Here is a 22,897-nt window from a genome sequence, read left to right on the forward strand (position 1 = left end):
ACGCCGTAGGTTCTAAAATTAAACCTAAATCTCAGGAACAACAAGCTCAAAAATCTAAAGGTTTTTCCCTATAAATAAATAGTCTAAAGAGTAAAAAAAAGAGTGTAGTCTGTTTTTACTCTTTGAGAATTCAGCAAGAACCGCAGGAAAGCGGTAGTTATTTTGCTCGTTTTTTTATATCTGCTTATTGTGGCTCTTGATATGTTGTATTTATTCGTCAATATATTTATATTCCTCGTCTTTTTTGAGAGAGTTTTTTAGGTTTCCCCTCTATCGCTGCTGAATCTCCAGATTCAATTTTAGCAAGTTCCCCCCTCCCCCTTGTGTTCTTTCTACGATAAAATTTAGCTCCGACTCGGTAAATAGCCCATAGCCATAGGATCCTTGCGTTTTGTAGTGCCTATAGCTTGATTTAATGTAATGAAACCGATTTTATTTTCTAATAAAAAATCTGCCATTTTTAAGCATTGGCTTAGGCTACTCCCTAGCCTATCGAATTTTGTAACGACAAGTGTATCGTCCTTTCGAATATAATTAAGCAGCTCATTGAGCTGCTCTTCGTTTTTTTCGGCTTTACCCAAAAATTTTTATATGACCGAATTTTTGCATTGCTACTTGCTGTGGGCTTCTTTGGCATTCTTTAAGAGGATATATCGCAAGATTTCAGCAAGAGGGAAAATTGGCATGTTATCTGCTAGAAAGGTCGGCACGCTCAGTACGTTTATCAACAACAAGCAAGAGCCGCAGGTTTACCGCTTCGCTGCATTAAGGCTTATAGCCTTAATAATTCACCCTTTTAAAGTGCTCAAGAAACAAACAGTTAATCAAAAATAATTTAAAATAGTCTGTAAAAGACATATAAAAAAGCGACAATACATGCATTTAAGGTTGATATGATGGCTTAACTAAACAGTGAAAAGCAAATTTTCAACCAAAGCCCATAGGGGATTTAATTGTGAACAACGAAAAAATTTCAAATATCTCCCAACAAGTAATTACTATTTTAGATATTAAACTTCACGAAACCGAAAACGATCAATTCCTTTTACATTTTGAGGGAAAAGTAAGAGGCATTGTAGTTTATTTTAACTATTGATTTTGATCATGTTTTTGTCAGTTTTTGGGATGCTCGGTTATCTTTTGTGATCGATTTCAAATTCTTTGACTCACTATAAATGGTTAAATGATCACTCCTTGATATTACTAAAAATGTGTATGAGGGGGGTAGTTATGAATAATTTTAACCAACTTAGTCGGCGAGATTTTATTAAGTCATCACTGGCAGGTGCTGCCATTATAGCGGCGGATATTGTCCTGCCATTTAATGTGATGGCGACGGACACATTAAAAAAAGAACAAGAAAGCGCAGAAAAAGTGGTGTGGAGCGCCTGCACCGTCAACTGCGGAAGTCGTTGTCCGTTACGTATGCACGTTAGGGATAATCGCATTACCTATGTGGAAACCGACAATACAGATACGGAAACTTACAATGTGGATCACCAGGTGCGCGCCTGTTTGCGTGGGCGTTCTATGCGTCGTCGTGTTTATAATCCCGATCGTTTGAAATATCCGATGAAACGTGTGGGAAAGCGTGGTGAAGGTAAATTCAAACGTATTAGTTGGGACGAAGCTTTAACGGAAATTGCCAATGCCTTAAAACGCAATATTGCAAAATACGGCAATGAGTCCATTTACCTGAACTACGGCACCGGTACTCTGGGCGGCACAATGACCAAATCCTGGCCACCAGCTTCTACTATGGTGGCGCGTTTTATGAACTGTATCGGCGGGTATTTAAACCACTACGGCGATTACAGCACCGCACAAATTGCGGTGGGATTAGATTATACCTATGGCGGCGGATGGGCGCTCGGCAACGGGATGGCGGACATCGAAAACACCAAACTTATCGTACTGTTTGGTAACAATCCCGCCGAGACACGCATGAGCGGCGGTGGTTTGACCTACTGTATCGAACAGGCAAAACAACGCTCCAACGCCAAAATGATTTTAATTGACCCACGCTATACCGATACCGGCGTAGGGCGCGAAGACGAATGGATTCCGATTCGTCCCGGCACCGATGCGGCATTGGTTTCTGCGCTGGCGTATGTGATGATTACCGAAGATTTGGTGGATCAGCCCTTCCTTGATAAATATTGTGTCGGCTACGATGAAACAACTTTACCGGAGGGCGCCCCGCAAAATGGGCATTACAAAGCCTATATTTTAGGGCAGGGCGATGATGGTATAGCCAAAACGCCGGAGTGGGCATCGAAAATCACCGGAATTCCGGTGGATCGTATTATTAAATTAGCCCGTGAAATCGGTAGCACCAAACCGGCATTTATTTCCCAAGGCTGGGGACCGCAACGACGCAGTAACGGTGAACTCATTTCCCGCGCCATTGCCATGCTGCCGATTTTAACCGGTAACGTCGGTATTCATGGCGGCAACACTGGCGCGCGGGAAAGTGCGTACAGCATTCCGTTTGTGCGAATGCCGACGTTAAAAAATCCGGTAAAGGCCAGTATTCCGATGTTCATGTGGACTGATGCCATTATTCGGGGACCGGAAATGACCGCACTTACCGACGGTATTCGCGGCGTAGACAAACTGTCCGCGCCGATTAAGGTAATTTGGAATTATTCCAGTAACTGCCTTATCAATCAGCACGCGCAAATTAACCGCACCCATGACATTTTGCAGGACGACAGCCAATGCGAAATGATCATCACCATTGATAACCACATGACTTCCACTGCGAAATACAGCGATATTTTGTTGCCGGATTGCACCACTTCGGAACAAATGGATTTTGCACTGGACGCTTTCGTTTCCAATATGGCGTATGTGATTTTTGCCGACCAAGTGGTTAAACCGTCTTTTGAATGTCGCACGATTTACGATATGTTAAGCGATTTGGCGGACAAAATGGGGGTAAAAGACACATTCACCGAAGGTCGCACGCAGGAAGAATGGCTACGCTATATTTATGCACAATCCCGCGAAAAACTGCCGGAATTACCAACCTTTGAGGAATTCAGACAACAAGGCATTTTCAAAAAAGTGGATCCGAACGGTTTCAAAGTGGCGTACAAAGAGTTTCGTGACGACCCGGAAGCTCACCCGTTGAAAACACCGTCCGGCAAAATTGAAATTTATTCCTCCCGTTTAGCGGAAATCGCCAAAACCTGGAAACTGGCAGAAGATGAAGTGATTCACCCGCTGCCGGTTCACGCGCAAAGTTTCGAGCATTACGGCGATCCGTTGATGAAAAAATACCCGCTACAACTCAGCGGTTTCCATTACAAAGCCCGCACGCACTCCACTTACGGTAATGTGGATGTGTTAAAAGCCGCCAATCCGCAGGAAGTGTGGATGAACCCGATTGATGCGCAACCGCGTGGTATTCAAAACGGCGATCTGATTCGTATTTTTAATGATCGTGGTGAAGTGCGCATTAACGTTAAGGTGACCCCGCGTATTATTCCGGGCGTGGTCGCATTAAGCGAAGGCGCGTGGTATGCGCCGGATAAAGATCGCATCGACCATTCCGGCTGTATTAATGTGCTGACCACCCAACGCCCGTCACCACTGGCGAAAGGCAATCCGCAACATTCGAATTTGGTTCAAGTGGAACGCTTGTAGGGAGTGAATAATGGAACAATATGGTTTTTATTTTGATTCGGATCGCTGTACCGGCTGTAAGACTTGCGAATTAGCCTGTAAAGATTACAAAGATTTAGGCACGGAGGTGAATTTCCGCCGCATTTATGAATACACCGGCGGCAACTGGAGCCAACAGCCGGACGGTTGTTGGAACCAAGACGTGTTTGCTTATTACATGTCCATTTCCTGCAATCATTGCGCCGATCCGGCTTGTACCAAGGTTTGTCCGACAGGCGCCATGCACAAAAATGCCGACGGTTTTGTGATTGTGAATGAAGAAACCTGCATCGGCTGTCGCTATTGCCACATGGCGTGCCCGTATGACGCGCCGCAATTCGACGCGGAAAAAGGTCATATGACCAAATGCGACGGTTGCTATTCGCGTATTAAAGCAGGGCAAAAACCAATTTGCGTCGATGCCTGCCCATTGCGCGCCCTTGATTTTGCGCCCATTGAGGAATTGCGCGCCAAATATGGCGAACAGGTCTCTATTGCACCCTTGCCACCGGCAGAAGTAACCCATCCGAATTTAGTCGTGAGACCAAACAAAAATGCCCGCCCAAGCGGCGATACCAACGGGTTCTTAGGTAACCCGGGAGAGGTGTAAAATGAGCATCGTGATACATGAATTACCTTTGGTGGTGTTCACCGTGTTGGCACAAAGTGCGGTCGGTTCCTGGCTTGTTTTTAGCTTCGTGCTTTGCACCAATTCAAATGCACAAAGTCGTCGTTATGTGCACAAAGTCATGTTTGTGATCCTTGCGTTACTCGGTATTGGCTTTATCGCCTCCGTGTTGCACTTAGGCACGCCGATCCGCGCTTTTAATTCGCTGAACCGTGTGGGCGAATCTATGATGAGTAACGAAATCGCGTCGGGGGCGTTGTTCTTTGCTATGGCGGGTATGTATTGGTTGCTTGTCATCATGCGTAAAATGCCCCTTGTACTCGACAAACTATGGTTGGTGATAACCTCCCTTATCGGTTTGGCTTTTATGGTGATAATGGATCAGGTTTATCACATTCCAAGTGTGCCGACCTGGAACACGCCGATAACCTCCTGCCTGTTCTACGGCACGGTAGCATTGGGCGGCATCGCGTTAAGTTATGCGTTGCTGATGGCAAACCCACAACGGACTTATCAACTTAGCGCCTTGCCTTGGTTATTTTCCCTTGCGGTGTTATTCGCCGCCATTGTCGCCGTTTACCAAGGTTTCGCCTTACCGCAGATTCACAGCGCCATACAAAATGCCGCCGCCCTCGTGCCGGATTATGCCCCCTTCAGCGCACTGCGTTTTTGCTGCTTAGCCCTCGCTGCGCGCTTTATTTTCCGCAGTAAAAACATCGGCGTACTCGCATTGGCTGTCATTTTGACGCTGTTTGCCGAAATGTTAGGACGCAATTTGTTTTATGGTGCGCACATGACCCTTGGCATGGCGGTAGGTGGTTAATTGTCGTCAATAACTAAAAAAAGTGCGGTCATTTTATCAGGAGTTTTTATGGAGAACGGATTAATGCAATGGATTTCCACCGCAGGGCGGTTATTGGGCGCCGCGTTTTATTATGCGCCCGATGACGCGCGGGTTGCCCCTGTGTTGCGTTTTTTTGAACAGGAAAATTGGCAACAGGAATGGGCGCCTTTTGTGGATGAAAAAACGCTGGAAAAAACCACCGCACTTTTTGCCGAAGGTTTGCAACAACCGCTTACCGAACAATATCAGGCGTTGTTTATCGGTCCGAATGCGCTGCCTGCGCCGCCTTGGGGTTCCGTCTATTTGGATCCGGAATCGGTGATTTTCGGCAGTTCGTTGTTGGAGCTACGCGCCTTCCTGCAACGTCATCAGATTGCCTTTCAATCCCACCAGGATGAGCCGGAAGATCATCTGGGCTTGATGTTAATGCTGGCGGCATATTTGGCGGAAAATCAACCGCACTTAATGATGGAGTTTCTCAGTCGCCATCTCCTTACTTGGGCGCCGCATTGTTTACAACTGCTTGCTACGCTGGAAGATTTCCCGTTTTATCGAGGCTTGGCGTTATTGACGTTAGCTACGCTAAAACAATGGCAACAAGCCCTAAATTTAGACGTACCAACCGTTCGTTTTTACCGTTAACGGAAAGCATCTCTATGCAAAAAAATGAAACCTACTATCAGGCATATTTAAGCCACCACGCCATTTCCCGACGGGGCTTATTCCGTGGCATTTTCGGTGCGGCGGAATCCCCGTCCATAGAAAATCAACGTACGGCAAATCGTCCGCCGTTTGCTGCACGGGAGGATTTGTTTTTGACCGTATTTAACGGCTGTGACGAGTGCAAAATCGCCCGTTTTCTCTCCGCGATTGGACCGGTGCGCACATAAAGTGCGGTTAAAAATCCAAGTGTTTTCCACCGCACTTTTTGCCGTCTTTCCTTTATCCCGCCTTGTGTTTTCAGTATAATGGCACGCATTTTCCACCCTTCAATTCGTAGAACTGATTATGACAACATTTAATGTAAAAACTTTTCAAGGCATGATTCTTGCCTTACAGGAATACTGGGCGAACCAAGGTTGTACGGTGGTGCAGCCGTTTGATATGGAAGTGGGCGCGGGCACTTCACACCCGATGACGGCACTTCGCGCGTTGGGGCCTGAACCGATGGCGTTTGCCTATGTGCAGCCGTCGCGCCGCCCGACAGACGGTCGTTATGGCGAAAACCCGAACCGTTTGCAGCATTATTATCAATTCCAAGTGGTGATCAAACCTTCACCGGACAACATTCAGGAACTGTATTTGGATTCCTTAAAAATGCTCGGTTTCGACCCGACCCAAAACGATATTCGTTTCGTGGAAGATAACTGGGAAAACCCGACGCTGGGCGCGTGGGGCTTGGGTTGGGAGGTGTGGCTGAACGGCATGGAAGTGACCCAATTCACCTATTTCCAACAGGTGGGCGGCTTGGAATGTAAACCGGTGACCGGCGAAATTACTTACGGTTTAGAACGCTTGGCGATGTACATTCAGGGCGTGGACAGCGTGTATGATTTGGTGTGGTCCGACGGTCCGCTTGGCAAAACCACTTACGGCGACGTGTTCCATCAAAACGAAGTGGAACAATCCACCTACAACTTTGAATATGCCGACACCGATTTCCTGTTCTATTGTTTCGATCAATACGAAAAAGAAGCGCAAAACCTGTTGGCATTGGAAAAACCGCTGCCGTTGCCGGCGTACGAACGCATTTTGAAAGCGGCGCACAGTTTCAACTTATTGGACGCGCGTAAAGCCATTTCCGTAACCGAACGTCAACGTTATATTTTACGCATTCGTGCGCTTACTAAAGGCGTGGCGGAAGCCTATTACGCCAGCCGCGAAGCCTTGGGTTTCCCGGGGTGTAAGAAGTAGTTGGCAAAAGTGCGGTGAAAATCAACCGCACTTTTTCATGGAGTTCATGATGAAACCGATTCTTTATTATGCCGAAAAATGCCCCGACACCGCGCCTTTTGTGGCGGAACTGAAACGCTTGGGCGTGGAATACGACGAAGTGGAAGTGATGTCTTCCATCCCGAATTTAAAACAGTGGCTACGTTTGCGTGATAACAACGCCGCGTTTGATGCCGTTAAAGCCAAGGGCAATGCGGGCTTTCCGGCGCTGTTATTGGAAAACGGGCGAGTCATTTTGACAGAAAGCGAACTGCGCGACATTTTCGCTTAAAAAACACCCGGAAAACTGGCCGCACTTTAAAGGACGATTATGTCGCTGATGACCACAGAAAATACCTTTACAACAGAAATCATCGAGCTGGTTCGCAATACTAAACAGCGTATGGCTGTGGCGGTGAATGCCGAGTTGACCATGTTGTATTGGCATATTGGTAACCGTATTAATCAACATATTTTGCAGGGGGAACGGGCGGAATATGGGCAACAAGTTGTAGCAAATTTAGCTAAAAACCTAACGTCTCAATTCGGTAAGGGCTGGAGTAAAGCTCAGCTTAACCATTGCATGAAGTTTGCAGAGACTTTTGCTGATATTGAGATTGTCTCTGCACTGCGGAGACAATTAAGTTGGACGCATTTTAAAAGCATTATTTATATTGATGATCCGATTAAACGCGACTTCTACGCCACTATGGCAGCACAAGAACGTTGGAGTACGAGAACGCTTGATGATCGCATTGGTTCGCTTTTATTTGAACGCACCGCAATTTCTAAAAAGCCGGACGAAACCATCATTCAAGAGATGGCCTTACTGCGTGAAAAAGGTGAATACAATCAATCTATGGTGCTAAAAGATCCTTATATTTTGGATTTTCTAGACCTCAACGATCGTTACTTAGAAAAAGATTTAGAAGATGCGATTTTACGCGAAATTGAGCAGTTTTTATTAGAGCTGGGCGCCGGTTTCACGTTTATTGCCCGCCAAAAACGGATTCAAATTGATAACGATGATTTTTATATTAATTTGTTGTTCTATAACCGTAAACTCAAACGCCTGATTGCGATTGAATTAAAAACCGAAGCCTTCAAACATTCGCATAAAAAGCCAGATGGAACTTTACCTTGCATGGCTCGCGAAATATGAGCAGGAAGACGACGAAAATACACCGCTTGGGATTATTCTCTGTACCTCGAAAAAACAAGAGCAAGTGGAATTATTGGATTTAAAAAGTTCCGCTATTCATATTGCCGAATATATGACGGTGTTGCCAAGTAAAGCAGTGTTGGAAGAACGGTTGCATTTAGCGGTGGAAAGGGCAAGAGAAAGGTTTTTAGTAAAGTAAAAATAATAAGTTAAGGTTTAGAAAATATCTGGGATTAAGGAATATGTTATGAAAATTAATTTGAGAACGGCTGTTTCAAGATTATTTCCTAATCATTCGTTTGAAATGATTTATATTGAAGCAATTGCAAATGCTCTTGATGCAGATGCAACAGAGATTACCATTGATATTAATTATAATAATAGCGAATTTAGTTCTTTTAAGATTATTGATAATGGCGTTGGTATTGATGAAGTTAGGTATCAAAGGTTTTCTAATTTAATGGATGCACAAGATACCTCTCATAAAGGTCAAGGAAGATTAGTTTATCTACATTATTTTGATAATATTAATTTTGAAAGTATCTATAGAAAAGGGCAACAGATAGAAAAAATCGTCTTTAATTTTAATTATAATTTTGATGATTCTATATACCAAAAAGAGAATATTTTTTCAGAAGAGACTGGAACATGTGTTTCATTTAGTGGATTCTCTAAAGACAGATTAGGTAGTAAAGAAAGTATAAATTCAACAAGAATTAAAGAGAATATTTTATCTGAGTTCTTGCCGGCATTTCATAAGATGAAGGAGGCTGGGAAAAATATTAAAATTAGTATAAATACTAATATAGACAATAATTTTTCTAATGAAGTTATATCTATTGATGGTATTCCAGAATTTGAATGCTTAGAGATAGAAAGTGATTATTTAAAAAATATAAGCCCTAGACTATCAGAAAAGGTTAGTTATGATTTGTTTAGAGAGCCATTATCCCTATATTATTATGTTGAAAAGACTTCAAAAAAAACATCTATTGTGACTTCGTTTGCTATTGATAATAGAGCAATTAAGGTGCCTATTATAGATAAAGAGAATTATATAGATGGATTCGATGCTATCTTTTTCCTATACTCAAAATGTTTTGATGGTCAAGTTAATCCAACAAGACAGGAATTAACAGTTGATAAGAATGACTTAAAGGAAATAAAAAAGATATTCAAGAGTAAAATACAAGATATTTTTAGAGAAAAAGTACCTGATTTTCACAATCTCCAAGAGAAAGAAAAGAAATATCTAAAAGATAAATATCCTCACTTAATAGGTTATATTTCTGAAGATGATATTGGATTTAGCTCTAAAAAAGATATATTGTTTCAGGCTAGGGATAAATTTTTTGATGATCAATAATCCATATTGGAGAAAGAAAATCTCACAAATGAAGATTATCAAAAAGCCTTAGAGTTATCGTCAAGAAATTTAGCTGAATATATTCTCTTTAGGCAGAAACAAATTGATAAACTGCAGAAAATTAGTTTGAAAGATATTGAAGAAACTATACATGATGTAATTTGCCCTAGAAAAAATGAGAGCAGTAAGACTAACTTTAATATTTTTAAGAATAATGCTTGGATTTTAGATAATAGATTCATGTCATTTTATAGTTCTTTTAGTGACATAACATTAAATAAGATCTCTAAGTTAAATAAAGATTTCTTTGAGGAAGAGTCAGGTTCTCAAGAAAGACCAGATTTTCTATTACTTTTTTCAAAACCACAAGATGAGCAAAAAAAAGATAAAGAAATTGATATTGTTATTTTTGAATTTAAAAGACTTAATGTAGGTAAGCATGAGAAACTTAAAGCATCTTCAGAATTAGTTGAGTATGCCAGTGAAATAAAAGATTTATTGAGTGAAGATATAACGGTAGGAAGAATGTGGCTATATGCTTTAGTAAACATTGACGATAAGTTTAGAAGAACACTACGTAACCAAGATTATAAACCTAGGTTTTCTATTCAAGGAGAAATCTGGTATAGACCCTATAATGAATTAGGTTTAGAAGTTTCATATTTAGATTTTAATGCGTTAGTATCAGATGCAAGTTCACGAAATGAAACTTTTATTCGAATATTAAAGAATGATTTTAATAATGAGTAAGAAAATTTTAACGAGAAAACCAATGACAACCCAAAACTTCCTAGTAGAAATCGGCACGGAAGAGCTGCCGCCAAAAGCTCTGAAAACATTAGCCACCGCCTTTGCGGATAACGTGCAAGCTGAATTGAACCAAGCGGGGTTGGCGTTCGACAAAATCGAATGGTTTGCGGCGCCGCGTCGTTTGGCGGTGAAAGTGTTGGCACTTGCCACCCAACAACCGAGCAAAGAAATTGAAAAACGCGGGCCTGCGGTGTCGGCGGCGTTTGATGCGGAAGGTAAACCAACCAAAGCGGCAGAAGGCTGGGCGCGTGGTTGTGGGATTTCCGTGGAGCAAGCGGAACGTCTTGCCATCGACAAAGGCGAATGGCTGGTTCACCGTGCAAAAATTGAAGGTCAGCCGACCAAAAACTTGCTTGGCAACATCGTGGCGAGCGCTTTGGCAAAATTGCCCATTCCAAAACCAATGCGTTGGGCGGACAAAACCGTGCAATTCATTCGCCCTGTTCATACGGTAACCATGTTGCTTGGCGATGAGTTAATCGAAGGCGAAATTTTAGGCGTGGCAAGTGGTCGCACCATTCGCGGTCATCGCTTCTTAGGAGAGCGTGAATTTGAAATTCAGCACGCCGATCAATACCCACAACTGTTGCGTGAAAAAGGCTCGGTCATTGCCGATTTCAACGAACGCAAAGCGGAAATTTTGGCAAAATCGCAAGCAAAAGCGACCGCACTTGGCGGCGTGGCGGATATTGAAGAAAGCCTGTTGGAAGAAGTGACTTCATTGGTGGAATACCCGAATGTATTGGCGGCGAAATTTGAAGAACGCTTCCTTGCCGTGCCTGCGGAAGCCTTGGTTTACACCATGAAAGGCGACCAAAAATATTTCCCAATTTATGGCAAAGAAGGAAAACTTTTACCGCACTTTATCTTCGTGTCGAACATCAATCCTGATGATCCAAGTGCGATTATCGAAGGCAACGAAAAAGTGGTTCGCCCACGTTTAACGGACGCGGAATTCTTCTTCAAAACCGACTTAAAACAAAAATTGGTGGATCGCTTGCCGCACTTAGAAACCGTGTTGTTCCAACAACAGCTTGGCACATTGCGTGACAAAACCGACCGCATTGAACAGCTTGCAGGCGAAATCGCCAAACAAATCGGCGCCGACGAAGCGAAAGCGAAACGTGCCGGCTTGCTGTCAAAATGCGACTTGATGACCAATATGGTGTTTGAATTTACCGACACCCAAGGCGTGATGGGTATGCACTATGCCTGGCATGACGGCGAAGATGAAGAAGTGGCAGTGGCGTTGAACGAACAATATATGCCGCGTTTCGCAGGCGATGAATTGCCGAAATCCTTGGTGGCGAGTAGCGTAGCTTTAGCGGATAAATTCGACACTTTAACAGGGATCTTCGGTATCGGACAAGCGCCGAAAGGCAGTGCCGACCCATTTGCTCTACGTCGTGCGGCACTCGGTGCATTACGCATTATCGTTGAGAAAAACCTACCGCTTGATCTGGAAGATTTAGTGCAAAAATCAGCCGCACTTTTCGGCGATAAACTCATTAACAAAAACGTGGTTGCCGATGTGGTGGACTTTATGCTCGGTCGTTTCCGTGCGTGGTATCAAGACGAAGGCATTGCGGTGGACGTAATCCAAGCCGTACTTGCCCGCCGCCCAACCCGCCCGGCAGACTTTGATGCCCGCGTGCGTGCGGTGTCGCATTTCCGCACTTTAGATTCGGCAGAAGCCTTAGCCACGGCGAATAAACGCGTGGCGAACATTCTTGCCAAAGCGGATATTGCCATCGGCGAAATTAATTTGACCGCTTGCGTTGAGCCGGCAGAAAAAGCCTTAGCGGAAGCCGTGCTTGCATTACAAACCGAAGTGCAGCCGTTAATCGCACAAGGCGAATACACAGCAGTGTTGGATAAACTCGCCAACTTACGCACGCCTGTGGATAACTTCTTCGACAATGTGATGGTGAATGCAGAGGATCCTACGTTACGCCAAAACCGTTTGGCGATTTTGAATACGCTACAAGGTTTATTCTTACAGGTGGCAGATATTTCGTGCAATAAAGCCAAAAGTGCGGCGATGCAAGACGGGTTGGCTTGACCTTGTTGAAGCATGAATCTTGCGTCGTTCTTAGCCGGAATCACTTATGGTTCGACAAGCTCACCAACTGTGATTTCGACTTTACCGACTTAAAAAACGCCGCAAATTTTGACTGCACTTTTTTGTCTTTTCGCTTCAGAACTACTTATTTTTCCCTTCCAAATACAACCATTCCGCCACTTTTTTAGCGAAGTAGGTCAGAATGCCGTCGGCGCCGGCGCGTTTGAAGCAGAGCAGCGATTCCATAATACATTCTTTTTCTTTCAGCCAGCCGTTTTGAATGGCAGCCATGTGCATGGCGTATTCGCCGGAGACCTGATAGGCGAAAGTCGGCACGCCGAATTGTTGTTTTACGCGATAGACCAAGTCCAAATACGGCATGCCCGGTTTGACCATTACCATATCGGCGCCTTCTTCCAGGTCTAATGCCACTTCCTGCAGGCCTTCGTTGCTGTTGGCGGGATCTAATTGGTAGGTTTTTTTATCACCGCCTTTTAAATTGCCGGAAGAACCCACCGCGTCGCGGAATGGGCCGTAATAGTTGGAGGTATATTTGGCGGAATATGCCATGATGAGGGTGTTAATAAAACTGTTTTCTTCCAGTGCATGGCGGATTCTGCCGATGCGACCGTCCATCATGTCGCTTGGCGCCACCACATCGGCACCGGCTTCAGCGTGGGAAAGGGCTTGTTTGATTAACACCTCGGTGGTGATGTCGTTCAGCACATAGCCGTCCTCGTCGATAATACCGTCTTGCCCGTGCACGGTGTAGGGGTCAAGCGCCACATCGGTTAACACGCCAAGTTCGGGATAGGCGGCTTTTAAGGCTTTTACCGCGCGTTGTACCAAGCCGTTCGGATTATAGGCTTCTTCCGCCATGAGGGATTTTTTGCTTTGTTCCACCACCGGAAACAGGGCTATGACCGGCACGCCGTATTTCACCAATAACCCCGCTTCAATTAACAGCTGATCGAGGGTTAAACGTTCTACATTCGGCATGGAAGGCACGGCTTCGCGGTGATTTTCGCCTTCAATAATAAATACGGGATAAATCAGATCATCAACAGTCAGTTTGTGTTCCGCCATTAAGCGGCGGCTAAAGTCCTGCTTACGCATACGGCGTAAACGGCGGGTAGGGAAACCGGTGAAAATTTGTTGCGTCATATTCTCTCCTCAATCTGATTATTAATTTGCGCTGTCGTTTTCGTTTTGATTATCGTCATCTTCGCGCGGACGGTAGAAACGGGCGCATAGCACACCCATTTCAAATAACAAGCACATCGGGGCAGCGAGTAAGGTTTGTGAAAATACGTCCGGCGGAGTCAGAAGCATGCCGATAAAGAAAGCGGCTACGATAATATACGGACGTTTAGATCTTAAATCTTCCGGTGTGGTCACCCCCGTCCAGCACAGCAAAATAATCGCCACCGGCACTTCAAAACAAACACCAAAAGCGAGGAACAAGGTGAGCACAAAATCCAGATAACTGCTGATGTCCGTGGCGATGGCAACGCCTTCCGGCGCGGTTTTGGTCAGAAAACCGAACACCAGCGGGAACACCACATAATAAGCAAACGCTACGCCAAAATAGAACAACAGGGTGCTGGAAAAAAGCAACGGATAAATCAGGCGTTTTTCATGTTGATATAATGCCGGCGCCACGAACGCCCAGATTTGATAAAGCAAATAGGGCACGGAAATAAAAACGGCAACCACGCCGGTGAGTTTAATCGGAGTGAAAAACGGCGTGGCGATGTTGGTGGCAATCATGCTGGAACCGTTCGGCAGGTTCGCCGTCAGCGGTGCCGCTACAAAGTTATAAATTTCATTGGAAAAGTAAACTAACGCCACAAATACCACGACAACGAAAATAATGCTGTGTAATAGGCGAGTGCGTAGTTCTACCAAGTGAGTGATGAGGGGTTGAGTATCGTCAACGCTGGTCATAAGTTATCCTGATGTGAGGCTGTCCCGCAAGGTACGGTTAACTTTTCTCTGAGGATTTGTCCGAATGTGCCGATTCCGTGTTGGCAGGCAACGGGTTGTCCGGATCGTATTGATTGATGTAATGGGCGAGTTTTTCGTCCAGTTCGATTTCTTCCTGTTCCGCCAGCTCCGCCGGGGAAAGTGCGGTTGTTATTTCCGCTGTTTTTGTGGCGGTTAAGGTTTCCGTTTGTGGCTCGGCATAATCTTCCACATCGAGAATGTCGTAATTTATCATTGGGTTGTGCTGATTTGCACCGGGATGCACGTTGTCATTTTCATCGCCGTTTTCCACCACACTTTTCTCTGCCTGCGCCTGTTTCAGTTGATCGACCTGATCCTGAAACGTGGTGTTGGTGTCGCTGGCTTTTTGTTCCAACTCGGCACGCAATTTATCGGCGGAGGCTTTCAGCTCTTCCACGGTTTTGCTCAATTCCGGTGACAAGGCTTTCAGGTTCAGGCTTTCCGCTTTTTTGATACTTTCTTGCAATTCCTGCAATTTGAGTTCCTGTTTCAGCTCGTTTTGCACGTTCGCCGCCAAGCCGCGAATAGTACGCACCCAAGTCATCACAGTGCGAATCGCCACCGGTAAACGTTGTGGGCCTAGTACTACTAAGCCCACAATGCACACTAATACGATTTCGGAAAAGCCAATATCAAACACGGATTAAGCCTGTTCTTTCTCTTTGTTTTTTTCTTGTTCCGGTTGTGCGTTTTGTTTTTGTTCTACTTTATTGAACGTCGCATCTTCCGGTTTGCTTTCTTCGTTCATGGCTTTTTTGAAGCCTTTCACGGACTCACCTAAGTCCGTGCCCAAGGTACGCAATTTTTTCGTACCGAACAGCAACACGATAATTAAGACCAAAATCGCTAATTGCCAAATGCTAATGCCGCCCATAAAAACCTCGTTATTCTGTCTGAAATTAATAAGTAAAAACGTGCCTGACTATACCCGTTTTGCACGGTTTGAACAATAGCTAGGGTTGATTATTTTTGCATTTCTTGATTTAGTTCATGTCGCCCTTATGCCATGGTGGGCAAGGGTTAACGTAACAATAACCCGAGCAGCCAAATCACAAAACCAAGTGAAAAAACACCGCACTTACCCAGCCCGGCAAGTGCTGAAATTGCCACAGGGTGGAAATAAACACCACGACACCGATGACGCGCTGTTGTTGTAACATATCCATGACGTTTTCCGGCAGCTAAATGCTCACACCAATAAGGCAGTTTTTTTGCCTACAGCAACGATGTTGCATAAAAATTGACCTCATTTTGCTTAACCGAGATTATAATTCGGTGTTAATCTTAAGAGGCCACCCGTTTCAACTTCTCAATCGCCTCTTTATTGAACAAATAATGGGTGCCGCAGCATTCGCATTGCATATCGATGGTGCCTTGGTGTTCTGCCAGAATTTGTTCGATTTCTTCTTCGGAAATCAATAACAGCGCGGCGCCGGAGCGTTCTTGCGAGCAACCACAGTGGAAACTTACCGCTTGTGGCGGGAAGAGTTCGACGCTTTCTTCGTGATACAAACGGTATAGCAATTCTTCTGCGTTTAAGCCGAAAATTTCTTCCTCTTTAATAGTCGCCGTTAAGGTTGCCAAATGCTCGAAATCCTCTGGTGAACCGGAACCGTCCGGTACGATTTGCAACAACACGCCGGCGCTGACCGGTTTGCCGTCATATTCGCCGGTGCGAATGATAAGTTGGGTTTGTAGCTGTTCGGAGCGCATGAAATAGTCTTCCAAACATTCGCTGATGGTCGGTTTGTCCATCGGCACTATGCCTTGATAACGTTCGCCTTCCTTCGGTGCGATAGTGATCACTAATACGCCTTTGCCAATCATTTGATGTAGGCTCATGCTGTTGTCAATATCGCCTTGCAAGCGGGCAAGGGCGCGGATTTGTTGTTGATCATTGCCGTTTACGAGCGCCAATTTTAACGGACCGTCACCTTGAATTTGCACAGTGATGTCGCCGTTAAATTTTAAGGTGGCGGTAAGCAGCGCGGTAGCAACCATCATTTCGCCCAATAAGTTGCGTACTGCTTGGGGATAATGATGGGTGTTTAAAGTGTCGTTGAAGGTTTGATTTAAACGCACCCATTCGCCGCGCACCGCGCGATCTTTGAATAGATAGCGATAAAGTTGGTCATTGTCTTGAGTATAATTTGTCATCTTTGTTGTTCCTAAATGAATCATGTTCGCCAAATGTGAGGGCGTTTGCGCCGATTACAAGAGCGTGCTTATTCTTGGTTGCGGTGTTTGAATTTAAGCAGATCACGGCGCTCTTTTTTATCGGGACGGCGATCGGGGTGGGGCATGGAAAGGGCATTCATTTTGCGCGCCATGGCGAGTTTTTCCCGATTGGCAACGCTTTGTTCCGTTTCGCGATAGCGCAGTTGCGCTTCCGCTGCGCCACGTCGTTGGGCGGATAGCACCAGCACGGTGATTTCTTTTTCTTCGCTGCCTTGACGTAATTTTAAGGTTGCGCCCACTTCCACGATTTTATTCGGTTTGCTGCGTTGACCGTTGTAATGCACTTTGCCACCGTCGATCATCTCTTTAGCGAGGGTGCGGGTTTTATAAAAACGCGCCGCCCACAGCCATTTGTCTAAGCGAACCGCCTCTTTTTCATCGGCTGTCTGCTGATGTTTTGCCATGTTGCCGCTCCGTTACAGTAAAGTGCGGTAGTTTTTGATGGAGAAATGCCGTGCGAAGGATTTATCCTCCAAGGTACTGTCGGGATTTTCCACGCCGATGGTATAAGCGATACCGAACTGTTTGGCGCTGTCCAACACCGGTTCCGTGTCGTCAATAAACAAGGTTCTGCTCGGATCAAACGGGGTAAATTGTTGCAGGCGATGCCACAGGGATTGTTCCACTTTCGGCGCGTTAAACTGATGGCTGGATAAAAGCAGATCAAAGTGCGGTGCTAAATCGCAGTGTTTTAACTTTTCCTGCAAACTGAACGGGTGGCTGTCGGTGAGTAAAATCAGCTTTTTGCGTCGCTCGCGGGCGGCTTGTAAAAACGGGTAAACATCCGACCGCACTTTGATGTACTCGCGCTGTTGTTGTAACAATTCGCGCAACGGCAAATCGAGATTTTCTGCCCAAAAATCAATGCAATACCATTGCATACTGAATTCCACCTGTTGATAACGGCGATGAATCAGCTCGCGGCTTTGTTCCACGGAGACCTTGAATTTATCGGCATACGCCTGCGGAACGATGTTTTTCCAGAAGCGGTGATCGAAATAAAGATCAATCAGTGTGCCGTCCAAATCCAGAATCACGGTGTCAATTGCCTGCCAGTTAAATTTTTGTTGATTCATTCCGTTGCGGTCCCTTTTCTTTGTGAAAATAGTGGGGTATGGTATCGCTATTTCAGCTGTTTGTAAAACAAGGAAAGGCGATGACAACGTTACAAAAACCACAAATTCTAAATATAAAAACCGTAGCAAAATCAACAATTTTTGAAATTCAATCGGTGGATTTGAAATTCGCCAACGGGGAACACCGCACTTATGAGCGTTTTCGTCCCGGGAAGTATGCGGCGGTGATGGTGGTGGCTATCGACGGCGAGGATTTATTGCTGGTGCGTGAATATGCGGTGGGCACGGAGCGTTATGAACTGGGGTTTGTGAAAGGCAGAATGGACGCGGGGGAAACGCCGGAACAGAGCGCCAATCGGGAATTGCAGGAAGAAATCGGCTTGGGCGCAAAATCCTGGGTGCATTTACGCACCATTAATATGTCCGTAGGATTTATGAATAATCCCATGCACATATTACTGGCGCAGGATTTTTATCCGAGCAAACTGGACGGCGACGAGCCGGAACCGCTGGTGCTGGTACGTGTTCCTTTGGCAAAAATCAACGAGTTGTTAGCCGACCCGGAATTCAATGAAGCGAAAAATCTGACCGCACTTTATTTGGTGAGGGATTATTTACAACAAAAATAAGGTCTCATATTGCACGATATTTCCCCGGGGAAATACCGTAATAGGATTTAAAGACTTTCGTAAAGTGGGGATCCGATTGATAGCCCACTTCCGAAGCAATGACGGAAATGGGTTTTTGAGTGTTTTTCAGTAATACGCCGGCAATGTTCATTCTTATGATGGTCAGGAATTTACCGGGCGGAATCCCGGTTTTTTGTTTGAATGTGCGAATGAAGTTGGCACGCGACATAGCACAGCTTTCTGCTAAGGCTTCCATGCTCCAGCTTTTTTTAGGCGCTTCCACCATGGCATTTACCGCATTTTTTAAGCGTTTATCTTGTAATGCGCCGAGAATGCCTTGGTTGACTTGATGATGTTGCAGATAATCTCTGATCAGGTAAGTAAAGAGAATATTGCATAGCGCGTTGACAATTACTTTGCTGCCCAGATTTTCTTCTGTTTCTTTGCGAAGGAGCTCCAGCAATGCGATGATAGCGGCGTTATTGCTGGAAAGATACCAGTGCGGCAAATTAAAAAGTAAATTTTGGGCAAGATTGAGATAACGGAAATAACCGCAGAACATTTCAAAATCACCGGATTCGCTTGTGCTGTTACGATGCAATGTAAATGCGCCCTGCGTAGTTTCGGTAATCGGGCTTTCTGTTCCCGCGCCGTAATAAAGGCTGTGTTCCTCACCATAAGGCAGGAAGATCACATCGCCCGGCTTGAGATGGCAGGTTTGATTTTTCAGCCGAATTTGACATTCGCCGCGTGACACAATGTGAAATTTGCCGATTAAATTGGGTTCCTGCTTGTGATGAACCAGCCAGTCTCCCTGGAAACGGCAGAGGATATTGATTTCTCCTTCAATTCCCGATAATCGAATCAGCTGATCTAAATAGTCCATATTTCAATGTTTGCCCTGATTAAACGAAGAAGCCTATCACAGCGTGGTAAGCTTCATATCGGTTTTTTAATTAGACGGATTTTTTCGCCTTTAGCCATCGATTCGCGCATTCGGCGGCGGCAACCAATCCGCCTGCCATCATGATGATATCTTTAATAACCAGCCGCCCTGCCGCAGATAAATAAGGGAAACCATAATTCGGCGTTGGTAAATCACCGCCCAAATTAGGCACCCAGGTTTCCGGTGTGAAAATAAGGAACGACAAGGTGACGATGGACATGCCGAACGTGAGCAAACCGCCAAACAGCCCCGATGTCGGTGACCAGATGCCGGCTAAGGTTAATAAGCCGATGGTTACAATCATTGCACCGATAATATAAGAGGCGGTGTAAGTGCCGTTCGCTTTATGCCATTCAATATTTTTTATCACCATTTTACCCTCCGGATTTTTATAAAGGGTATATTCTTTCACCAGTTCACCTTTGTCATTTTGTACTAAATTCGATCCGTTTTTGTACAAGAAACTTAAAAACGGACTATTAGATACAAAATGTGCAATGCCGTCGGCTTCATATTGACAGACTTTTAAGCCACCAATCCAGACCATCACGATACAAATAGCAATGCGTACAAAATTAATAAATTGGCGCTGCATCGGCGCAACAATTTTAGCAAGTAATTCAATGAATGCGTTCATTCTTAGCCTCACGGAAATTCATAATTAAGTGGATAATACGAAACCTTTAGCGGTTATTTACCTAAGTAGAATTAGGTTTGGCGAACTATATCGGATATTTAAGATAAATAAATTGATATGCTCCAAGATTCCTTACTATTGATACTAAAACAGATGAATTTAAGATTATAACGATGTCCTGCAGCTATTTATTTTGCTACCGAGTAGACACGAATGAAGGACTAACAATTAAAAATATGTTAAAAAATCAGATATAAATTTAAACAAAATTCAATTTAAGCAAAATAAACTGAATGAATCTTGATTGTTTTATGATTTTTTGCCAAGGTATCTTCGCTTTTAATAAAAATTAATGAATGGGTATGTTATGCAATCGACAAATTTAAAAGAACTGACCTTTCGGGGGATATTGCTTGGGGCGTTGATTACAGTGCTGTTCACTGCATCTAATGTTTATTTAGGTTTAAAAGTGGGGGTAACTTTTGCTTCCTCTATTCCGGCAGCCGTGATTTCCATGGCAGTACTGAAATTCTACAAGGATTCCAGTATTTTAGAAAATAATATGGTGCAAACCCAAGCCTCTTCTGCGGGGACACTTTCTTCCGTGATTTTCGTATTGCCGGGTTTGTTAATGATGGGCTATTGGCAGGATTTTCCGTTCTGGCAAACCATGTTGATTTGTGCGGCGGGTGGTACTTTGGGGGTATTATTTACCATTCCGTTACGTCGTGCCATGGTAGTGAACAGTGATTTGCCCTATCCTGAGGGTGTGGCAGCGGCAGAAATTTTAAAAGCCGGTAATCACAATGATGGTGACAGCGGTGTGAAAGACATTGTTTACGGTGGCGTGCTGGCAAGTATAGTGGCGTTTTTAACCAATGGTCTGCGCGTAATGGCAGATAGCGCCAGCGGTTGGTTCACCGGATTTGGTGGCAAAGCAGTCTTTCAGGTACCAATGGGATTTTCTTTAGCCTTGTTGGGCGCAGGTTACTTAATCGGTATCGTGGGCGGGATTGCGATCTTACTGGGTACGCTATTCGCTTGGGGTTTTGCCGTACCGTTCTTTACTATGTCCGGTGATATACCGACTGATGCCACTATTGCGGGCTACGCGATGGATGCATGGAAAACCAAAGTGCGTTTTATCGGCGTAGGGACGATCGGTATTGCGGCTATCTGGACCTTATTGATTCTACTAAAACCGATGGTACAAGGTATGGCGCATTCTTTCCGGATGTTGAAGGGACATCAGGCAGAATACGAACATCGTATTGATATTGACCTATCGCCGAAAACCATGATTTATATTTTGATCGCGACTGTTATCTTGATTGTAATTTCTTTACATCACTTTATCGCTGCCGCACCAATTTCACCTGAATTAACACTCTTATTGGTGGTGGTTTGTACATTCCTTGCAGTTTTTATCGGTTTTTTCATAGCGGCGGCGTCCGGTTACATGGCGGGGCTTGTAGGGGCTTCTTCCAGCCCGATTTCCGGTATCGGGATTATTTCCGTCATCGTGATTTCTTTGGTGTTGGTTTCTATTGGTAATGCGTCCGGTTTATTTGAAACTGCTGATGGACAGAAATTTTTGACCGCACTGACCCTGTTCACTGCTTCCATCGTGCTCACCACAGCAACCATTTCCAACGACAACCTGCAGGATTTGAAAACCGGTTTGTTGGTGGAAGCCACTCCTTGGCGTCAACAGGTGGCATTGATTATCGGTTGTTTCGTGGGTGCGTTAGTGATTGCACCGGTATTGGAAATTCTGTACCACGCTTATGGCTTTACCGGTGCCTTACCGCGTCCGGATATGGATCCGTCACAAGCCTTATCTGCACCGCAAGCCACCCTGATGACCACCATTTCACAAGGGATTTTCTCTAACAAATTGGAATGGACTTACATCTTAACCGGCGTGGGCTTAGGTGCCGTGTTGATTATTATCGACAGTTTCTTGAAAAAAGTGAGTAACAAAACCTTCGCGTTGCCGGTGCTTGCTGTGGGGATTGGTATTTACTTACCGCCTTCTATTAATATGCCGGTGGTATGCGGCGCGGTGTTGGCGTGGTTAATTAACCGTCACATTAATCGCTATGCGGCACGTACCGGCGATAAGGAGCCGGGAAAGCGGGCGGAACGTTTCGGCACCTTGTTCTCTGCCGGTTTAATCGTGGGAGAAAGCTTGATGGGCGTGGTGCTAGCCTTCATTATTGCGGCATCTGTGACCTCCGGCGGTTCTGAAGCGCCATTGGCGTTGAATCTGGAAAATTGGGACACCATCGCCGAAGTGCTGGGTTTAATCGTCTTTGTTGTCGGCATCGTGATTTTCACCTCTCGCGTATTGCGTGCAAAAAAATCTGCATAAGCCGAAAAATTCCTCTACAATGGGCTACCTCCGGTAGCCTATTTTTTTACTCGGGAACCCTATGTCATCTAATTATCCTTATATTAAAACATTGGTTATATTTCCTCTGCTTGCTCAACTTATCGGCACCATCGTCAGCATTTGTGTGGATGGCAATACTGACGGTTTGCTCAGCACTACCGACTTAGTCCTTTTTAGTCTGTTATCGACTTTTATCGTGGCAACCGTGCCCGCTTTTCTGATTGCATTGTGGACAAAAATTTATCGCTATACGCGCTATAATATGGTAGCGATTGTGTTAATTTCGCTGATTATCGCTTTTTGTTATGGCAACGTAGCAAGCTTTATCTACATGACGCTCTCTCAGCCAAACATGACGTTTGGTATTTGGCTGCGTAGCGGCGGCATTGATATGGCGTTTTTACTGAGTTTCGGTATGGCGTTGTATTCGGTTCTTGTCTTGCCTTTGTTGTTACCGCAAACCAGATAAACGGCGAACTAAGATTGCGAACATAGG

The 22,897-nt window shown here is 44.8% G+C and carries 24 protein-coding genes and 1 pseudogene; 15 read left to right on the top strand and 10 right to left on the bottom strand.

Annotation, left to right across the window (positions count from 1 at the left end):
* Positions 1-344: 344 nt before the first annotated feature.
* A complete protein-coding gene (locus tag DK423_RS11295) occupies positions 345-581 on the bottom strand; it encodes a recombinase family protein (RefSeq protein ID WP_050542426.1) in 237 nt (78 codons plus the stop codon).
* Positions 582-1,230: 649 nt separating this feature from the next.
* Here DK423_RS11295 and DK423_RS04990 point away from each other — a divergent pair.
* From DK423_RS04990 to glyS, 12 genes and pseudogenes are all read left to right on the top strand, one after another.
* Positions 1,231-3,651: a DMSO/selenate family reductase complex A subunit gene (locus DK423_RS04990; protein ID WP_109043893.1), complete on the top strand. Its 2,421-nt coding sequence runs from the start codon at positions 1,231-1,233 to the stop codon at positions 3,649-3,651.
* 10 nt (positions 3,652-3,661) lie between these two features.
* On the top strand, positions 3,662-4,279 hold the full coding sequence (locus DK423_RS04995) for a DMSO/selenate family reductase complex B subunit (RefSeq protein WP_005555347.1): 618 nt from the start codon (positions 3,662-3,664) through the stop codon (positions 4,277-4,279).
* A 1-nt stretch (position 4,280) separates the two neighbouring features.
* On the top strand, positions 4,281-5,120 hold the full coding sequence (locus DK423_RS05000) for a DmsC/YnfH family molybdoenzyme membrane anchor subunit (protein WP_005555345.1): 840 nt from the start codon (positions 4,281-4,283) through the stop codon (positions 5,118-5,120).
* A gap of 48 nt (positions 5,121-5,168) precedes the next feature.
* Positions 5,169-5,783, top strand: a complete 615-nt coding sequence (gene dmsD / locus DK423_RS05005) for a Tat proofreading chaperone DmsD (RefSeq protein ID WP_032996474.1) — start codon at positions 5,169-5,171, stop codon at positions 5,781-5,783.
* A 14-nt stretch (positions 5,784-5,797) separates the two neighbouring features.
* A pseudogene (locus tag DK423_RS05010) lies at positions 5,798-5,995 on the top strand (ferredoxin family protein); the annotation flags it as partial.
* 154 nt (positions 5,996-6,149) lie between these two features.
* Positions 6,150-7,055, top strand: a complete 906-nt coding sequence (glyQ, locus tag DK423_RS05015; RefSeq protein WP_162541090.1) for a glycine--tRNA ligase subunit alpha — start codon at positions 6,150-6,152, stop codon at positions 7,053-7,055.
* Between the two features lie 49 nt (positions 7,056-7,104).
* Positions 7,105-7,365, top strand: a complete 261-nt coding sequence (locus tag DK423_RS05020) for a hypothetical protein (protein ID WP_005555337.1) — start codon at positions 7,105-7,107, stop codon at positions 7,363-7,365.
* A 39-nt stretch (positions 7,366-7,404) separates the two neighbouring features.
* Entirely contained in the window at positions 7,405-8,235 is an 831-nt protein-coding gene (locus tag DK423_RS05025; RefSeq protein WP_267895857.1) for a PDDEXK nuclease domain-containing protein, read from the top strand.
* Positions 8,201-8,434, top strand: a complete 234-nt coding sequence (locus DK423_RS11685; RefSeq protein WP_005555332.1) for a PDDEXK nuclease domain-containing protein — start codon at positions 8,201-8,203, stop codon at positions 8,432-8,434. The genes DK423_RS05025 and DK423_RS11685 overlap by 35 nt, the downstream gene beginning before the upstream one ends.
* Positions 8,435-8,482: 48 nt before the next feature.
* A complete protein-coding gene (locus DK423_RS11300; RefSeq protein WP_005555330.1) occupies positions 8,483-9,601 on the top strand; it encodes an ATP-binding protein in 1,119 nt (372 codons plus the stop codon).
* A 6-nt stretch (positions 9,602-9,607) separates the two neighbouring features.
* The gene (locus DK423_RS11305) at positions 9,608-10,351 is read left to right on the top strand and encodes a hypothetical protein (protein ID WP_233428319.1); all 744 of its coding nucleotides are present in this window, start codon (positions 9,608-9,610) and stop codon (positions 10,349-10,351) included.
* 22 nt (positions 10,352-10,373) lie between these two features.
* Positions 10,374-12,473: a glycine--tRNA ligase subunit beta gene (glyS, locus tag DK423_RS05035; RefSeq protein WP_005555326.1), complete on the top strand. Its 2,100-nt coding sequence runs from the start codon at positions 10,374-10,376 to the stop codon at positions 12,471-12,473.
* Between the two features lie 141 nt (positions 12,474-12,614).
* On the opposite strand, the gene hemB is transcribed toward glyS, so the two are convergent.
* The 7 genes from hemB to yrfG all read right to left on the bottom strand — a co-directional run bounded on the left by hemB (position 12,615) and on the right by yrfG (position 17,794).
* Positions 12,615-13,637 (bottom strand): porphobilinogen synthase, encoded by a 1,023-nt coding sequence (hemB, locus tag DK423_RS05040; protein ID WP_109043895.1) that lies wholly within the window; start codon positions 13,635-13,637, stop codon positions 12,615-12,617.
* A gap of 21 nt (positions 13,638-13,658) precedes the next feature.
* Positions 13,659-14,420 carry a twin-arginine translocase subunit TatC gene (gene tatC / locus DK423_RS05045; protein WP_005555321.1) on the bottom strand — a complete coding sequence of 254 codons (762 nt, stop codon included), beginning with the start codon at positions 14,418-14,420 and terminating at the stop codon, positions 13,659-13,661.
* Between the two features lie 37 nt (positions 14,421-14,457).
* Positions 14,458-15,120, bottom strand: coding sequence for a Sec-independent protein translocase protein TatB (gene tatB / locus DK423_RS05050; protein WP_005555319.1), 663 nt, complete (start codon positions 15,118-15,120; stop codon positions 14,458-14,460).
* Positions 15,121-15,123: 3 nt separating this feature from the next.
* A complete protein-coding gene (tatA, locus tag DK423_RS05055; protein ID WP_005555317.1) occupies positions 15,124-15,354 on the bottom strand; it encodes a Sec-independent protein translocase subunit TatA in 231 nt (76 codons plus the stop codon).
* Positions 15,355-15,764: 410 nt separating this feature from the next.
* Positions 15,765-16,637, bottom strand: coding sequence for an Hsp33 family molecular chaperone HslO (gene hslO, locus DK423_RS05065; protein WP_005555313.1), 873 nt, complete (start codon positions 16,635-16,637; stop codon positions 15,765-15,767).
* A 68-nt stretch (positions 16,638-16,705) separates the two neighbouring features.
* Positions 16,706-17,122, bottom strand: a complete 417-nt coding sequence (gene hslR, locus DK423_RS05070) for a ribosome-associated heat shock protein Hsp15 (protein WP_005555311.1) — start codon at positions 17,120-17,122, stop codon at positions 16,706-16,708.
* Between the two features lie 12 nt (positions 17,123-17,134).
* A complete protein-coding gene (yrfG, locus tag DK423_RS05075; protein WP_005555310.1) occupies positions 17,135-17,794 on the bottom strand; it encodes a GMP/IMP nucleotidase in 660 nt (219 codons plus the stop codon).
* 80 nt (positions 17,795-17,874) lie between these two features.
* On the opposite strand from yrfG, the gene nudE reads away from it, so the two are divergent.
* Positions 17,875-18,423 carry an ADP compounds hydrolase NudE gene (gene nudE, locus DK423_RS05080; protein WP_005555308.1) on the top strand — a complete coding sequence of 183 codons (549 nt, stop codon included), beginning with the start codon at positions 17,875-17,877 and terminating at the stop codon, positions 18,421-18,423.
* A 4-nt stretch (positions 18,424-18,427) separates the two neighbouring features.
* On the opposite strand, the gene DK423_RS11655 is transcribed toward nudE, so the two are convergent.
* Together DK423_RS11655 and DK423_RS05090 are read right to left on the bottom strand one after the other, a co-directional pair.
* Positions 18,428-19,309 (bottom strand): cupin domain-containing protein, encoded by an 882-nt coding sequence (locus DK423_RS11655; RefSeq protein ID WP_061886907.1) that lies wholly within the window; start codon positions 19,307-19,309, stop codon positions 18,428-18,430.
* A 70-nt stretch (positions 19,310-19,379) separates the two neighbouring features.
* Positions 19,380-20,006 carry a YkgB family protein gene (locus tag DK423_RS05090; RefSeq protein ID WP_005555305.1) on the bottom strand — a complete coding sequence of 209 codons (627 nt, stop codon included), beginning with the start codon at positions 20,004-20,006 and terminating at the stop codon, positions 19,380-19,382.
* A gap of 367 nt (positions 20,007-20,373) precedes the next feature.
* On the opposite strand from DK423_RS05090, the gene DK423_RS05095 reads away from it, so the two are divergent.
* Positions 20,374-22,380 carry an OPT family oligopeptide transporter gene (locus DK423_RS05095; RefSeq protein WP_005555303.1) on the top strand — a complete coding sequence of 669 codons (2,007 nt, stop codon included), beginning with the start codon at positions 20,374-20,376 and terminating at the stop codon, positions 22,378-22,380.
* A 61-nt stretch (positions 22,381-22,441) separates the two neighbouring features.
* Positions 22,442-22,870 (top strand): hypothetical protein, encoded by a 429-nt coding sequence (locus DK423_RS05100; RefSeq protein ID WP_005555300.1) that lies wholly within the window; start codon positions 22,442-22,444, stop codon positions 22,868-22,870.
* Positions 22,871-22,897 lie beyond the last annotated feature (27 nt).

Origin of the sequence: Aggregatibacter actinomycetemcomitans (assembly GCF_003130205.1) — a bacterium.
In the GTDB taxonomy this organism is placed as follows: Bacteria; Pseudomonadota; Gammaproteobacteria; order Enterobacterales; family Pasteurellaceae; genus Aggregatibacter; species Aggregatibacter actinomycetemcomitans_A.

Excerpts from the sequence above, each read along its gene's own strand:
- yrfG (WP_005555310.1), bottom strand. The coding sequence starts at position 17,794 with ATGAATCAACAAAAATTTAACTGGCAGGCAATTGACACCGTGATTCTG.
- hslR (WP_005555311.1), bottom strand. The coding sequence starts at position 17,122 with ATGGCAAAACATCAGCAGACAGCCGATGAAAAAGAGGCGGTTCGCTTA.
- DK423_RS04990 (WP_109043893.1), top strand. The coding sequence starts at position 1,231 with ATGAATAATTTTAACCAACTTAGTCGGCGAGATTTTATTAAGTCATCA.
- glyQ (WP_162541090.1), top strand. The coding sequence starts at position 6,150 with ATGACAACATTTAATGTAAAAACTTTTCAAGGCATGATTCTTGCCTTA.
- hslO (WP_005555313.1), bottom strand. The coding sequence starts at position 16,637 with ATGACAAATTATACTCAAGACAATGACCAACTTTATCGCTATCTATTC.
- DK423_RS04995 (WP_005555347.1), top strand. The coding sequence starts at position 3,662 with ATGGAACAATATGGTTTTTATTTTGATTCGGATCGCTGTACCGGCTGT.
- DK423_RS11655 (WP_061886907.1), bottom strand. The coding sequence starts at position 19,309 with ATGGACTATTTAGATCAGCTGATTCGATTATCGGGAATTGAAGGAGAA.
- DK423_RS05020 (WP_005555337.1), top strand. The coding sequence starts at position 7,105 with ATGAAACCGATTCTTTATTATGCCGAAAAATGCCCCGACACCGCGCCT.
- DK423_RS05025 (WP_267895857.1), top strand. The coding sequence starts at position 7,405 with ATGTCGCTGATGACCACAGAAAATACCTTTACAACAGAAATCATCGAG.
- DK423_RS05000 (WP_005555345.1), top strand. The coding sequence starts at position 4,281 with ATGAGCATCGTGATACATGAATTACCTTTGGTGGTGTTCACCGTGTTG.
- nudE (WP_005555308.1), top strand. The coding sequence starts at position 17,875 with ATGACAACGTTACAAAAACCACAAATTCTAAATATAAAAACCGTAGCA.
- DK423_RS11300 (WP_005555330.1), top strand. The coding sequence starts at position 8,483 with ATGAAAATTAATTTGAGAACGGCTGTTTCAAGATTATTTCCTAATCAT.
- dmsD (WP_032996474.1), top strand. The coding sequence starts at position 5,169 with ATGGAGAACGGATTAATGCAATGGATTTCCACCGCAGGGCGGTTATTG.
- DK423_RS05090 (WP_005555305.1), bottom strand. The coding sequence starts at position 20,006 with ATGAACGCATTCATTGAATTACTTGCTAAAATTGTTGCGCCGATGCAG.
- hemB (WP_109043895.1), bottom strand. The coding sequence starts at position 13,637 with ATGACGCAACAAATTTTCACCGGTTTCCCTACCCGCCGTTTACGCCGT.
- DK423_RS05095 (WP_005555303.1), top strand. The coding sequence starts at position 20,374 with ATGCAATCGACAAATTTAAAAGAACTGACCTTTCGGGGGATATTGCTT.
- glyS (WP_005555326.1), top strand. The coding sequence starts at position 10,374 with ATGACAACCCAAAACTTCCTAGTAGAAATCGGCACGGAAGAGCTGCCG.
- DK423_RS11685 (WP_005555332.1), top strand. The coding sequence starts at position 8,201 with ATGGAACTTTACCTTGCATGGCTCGCGAAATATGAGCAGGAAGACGAC.
- tatC (WP_005555321.1), bottom strand. The coding sequence starts at position 14,420 with ATGACCAGCGTTGACGATACTCAACCCCTCATCACTCACTTGGTAGAA.
- DK423_RS05100 (WP_005555300.1), top strand. The coding sequence starts at position 22,442 with ATGTCATCTAATTATCCTTATATTAAAACATTGGTTATATTTCCTCTG.
- tatA (WP_005555317.1), bottom strand. The coding sequence starts at position 15,354 with ATGGGCGGCATTAGCATTTGGCAATTAGCGATTTTGGTCTTAATTATC.